Here is a 3,008-nt window from a genome sequence, read left to right as displayed (position 1 = left end):
CCTCGCCGCCGCCCTGGCCGACGCGCGCGGGCGGTCGCCGTTCGGCGGCTGGCGCAACGTCCCGTCCGGGCCGCAGGTGAAACGGTTCCGTTCCGAGCCGGACGGGACGGAGTACGTGGTCCGCTACCGCGTCGGCCGGGACGGCGGCCTGGTCGAGCCGTCGGGGCCGGAGGCGCCGCGGCTGTGCGCGGTGGACGGGGCCGGTGGGGTCGGCGGGGCCAGCGGGGCCAGCGGGGCGGGGGCCGGCGCGCGGGTGGTCCTGGAGACGCCCGACGGCGTGCGGCGGCCGTACGCCGTCGCGTTCCACGACGGCTCGGTGTACGTGGACGGGCCGTCCGACGCCTGGTCGTTCACCCTCCTGCCGCGCTTCCCGGAACCGGCCCCCGCCGAGGAACCCGGTTCGCTGCACGCGCCCATGCCGGGCACGGTCGTGCGCGTCGCCGACGGTGTCGCGCCCGGGCGGGGGGTGGCGGCCGGGCAGCCGCTGCTCTGGCTGGAGGCCATGAAGATGGAACACCGCGTGACCGCGCCCACCGCCGGCACGCTCACCGCCCTGCACGTGGCCCCCGGCCACCAGGTGGCCACCGGAGACCTGCTCGCCGTCGTCACACCGGCGTCCCCGGAGGGAACGGGGGGTGGACCGGACGAGCGTCCGGGCTGGCCGGACGGCTGCCCGGCGGCGCGGGAGCGGCCGGCCGCGCCGGAACCGGGCCCTTCCGCTCCGGACAAGTCCGGTTCCGCACCGGGCACATGCCCGCCCGCACCGGACAAGCCCGCGTCCATATCGGACAAGCACATGTCCGCGCCGGACGAGGCCGTGTCCGTACCGGTCAAGTCGGCGCCCCTATCGGGGAATGCTCTGGCCGTACTCGACGCGCCCGAGTCGGTACCGGCCGATCCGCCGGACGTACCGGCCGAGTCTCCGGCCGCACCGGACAAGTCCGCCTCCGCACCAGGCGCATGCCCGGCCGCACCGGACAAGCGCGTGACCGAGCGAGGCGCACCCGAGTCCGTACCGGACAAGCGCGCGCCCGCGCGGGACGAGTCCGCCCCCGTTCCGGCCGAACCGTCGGCCGTACCCGAAAAGGATCCGCCTGTACCGGACGAACCCGAGGCGTTGCCGGCCAACCCCTCGGCCGCACCGGACAAGTATCGGACGGTACCGGTCAAGTGCTCGGGCGGGCCGGACAAGTACCAGCCAGCACCGGTCAAGTCCGCAGCCGCCCCGGACAACTACCCGCCCGCGCCGGACGAGGACACGCCCGCACCGGACGGCCCCACGCCCGTACCGGACGAGCCGCCTGCCGCGGCCGACCGGCCCCCGACCCCACCGGCCGACCCTCCACCCGCCACGCCCCTCACCTCCGCCCCACCCGCCCCGGACCCCGCCCCGGACAAGGAGGCACAGCCATGACCATCGCACCGCACGGCACCGCCGAGCAGCAGGCGCTCCGCGCGGCCGTCGCCGCCCTCGGGGAACGGTCGCTCTCGCCGGACGCGCTCTGGGCGGAGGCCGGGAAGCTCGGGTATCTCGGGGTGAACCTGCCCGAGGAGTACGGCGGAGGCGGTGCCGGGGTGGTCGAGCTCGCCATCGTGCTGGAGGAGCTGGCGGCCGCCGGTAACCCCCTCCTCCTGATGGTGGTGTCCCCGGCCATCTGCGGCACCGTGATCGCCCGCTTCGGCACCGGCGAGCAGAAGCGGCGGTGGCTCCCCGGCCTGGCGTCCGGGTCCACGCGCATGGCGTTCGGCATCACCGAGCCCGACGCCGGTTCCAACTCACACCGCATCACGACCACCGCCCGCCGCGACGGCGGCGACTGGCTGCTCACCGGCCGCAAGGTCTTCGTCTCCGGCGTGGACATCGCCGACGCCACCCTGATCGTCGGCCGCACGGAGGACGCCAGGACGGGCCGGCTCAAGCCGTGCCTCTTCGTCGTCGACCGCGACGCGCCCGGTTTCCACCGCACCCCCATCCCCATGGAACTCTCCGGCGACATCCGGCAGTTCGAACTCGTCCTCGACGACGTCCGGTTACCGGCCGACGCGCTGGTCGGCGACGAGGACGCCGGGCTGCTCCAGCTGTTCGCGGGGCTCAACCCGGAACGCGTGATGACCGCCGCGTTCGCCCTGGGCCTGGCCCGGTACGCGCTCCGCAGGGCCGTCGAGTACGCCCGCGTCCGGCAGGTGTGGGACCGGCCCATCGGCGCCCACCAGGCCGTCGCCCACCCGCTCGCCGACGCGCACGTCGGCATCGAGCTGGCCCGGCTGATGACGTACCGGGCCGCCGGGCTCTACGACGCGGGCGACGACGCCGCCGCGGGCGAGGCCGCGAACATGGCGAAGTACGCGGCGGCCGAGGTCGCCGTCCACACGGTGGACCGGGCCGTGCACACCCTCGGCGGCAATGGACTCACCAAGGAGTACGGCCTCGCGGCGCTCCTCACGGCGGTGCGGGTGGCGCGCGTGGCACCGGTGAGCCGCGAGATGATCCTCAACTACGTGTCCCACCGCACTCTGGGACTGCCCAAGTCGTACTGAGGGCCGTACCGTTCGTCCGGACGACGACCCGGGCCGTACCGGGAGACAGGAGGGGCCATGCCCGCGAACCTCGAACCCGTACAACCCGGACCCGTACAACCCGGACCCGTACCCGCCGTACCCGCCGGACCCGTGCGCACCGGCACCACCGCCGGCATCACCACCCTCACCCTCGACCGTCCCACCCGCCGCAACGCCCTATCCGCCACCCTGATCGACGGGCTCCGCGCCGGGCTCGCCCGCGCGGCGGACGACCCGGACACCCGGGCCGTCGTCCTCACACACGCCGGCGGCACCTTCTGCGCCGGCGCCGACCTGGAAGAACCCCCGGGCGCGGCCGAACTGGCAGCGCTGTTACGGGAGATCGTCGAACTGTCCAAACCGGTCGTCGCGCGCGTCGCCGGGCACGTCCGCGCCGGCGGTCTCGGCATCGTCGGGGCCTGCGACATCGCGGTGGCGGGGGCGGGGGA

3 protein-coding genes are annotated in these 3,008 nt (G+C 75.2%); all 3 read left to right on the top strand.

The window, feature by feature from the left end:
• On the top strand, positions 1 to 1,414 hold a 1,414-nt coding region (locus JNW98_RS32165; protein WP_308015692.1), incomplete at its 5' end, for a biotin/lipoyl-containing protein.
• Entirely contained in the window at positions 1,411 to 2,538 is a 1,128-nt protein-coding gene (locus tag JNW98_RS32160; protein WP_223771837.1) for an acyl-CoA dehydrogenase family protein, read from the top strand. The genes JNW98_RS32165 and JNW98_RS32160, both read left to right, overlap by 4 nt.
• Positions 2,539 to 2,670: 132 nt before the next feature.
• On the top strand, positions 2,671 to 3,008 hold a 338-nt coding region (locus tag JNW98_RS32155), incomplete at its 3' end, for an enoyl-CoA hydratase-related protein (protein ID WP_223771836.1).

The sequence above is a fragment of the Streptomyces huiliensis genome, from assembly GCF_020037025.1.
Taxonomy (GTDB): Bacteria; Actinomycetota; Actinomycetes; order Streptomycetales; family Streptomycetaceae; genus Streptomyces; species Streptomyces huiliensis.
This window is presented reverse-complemented; position numbering and strand designations above follow the sequence as displayed.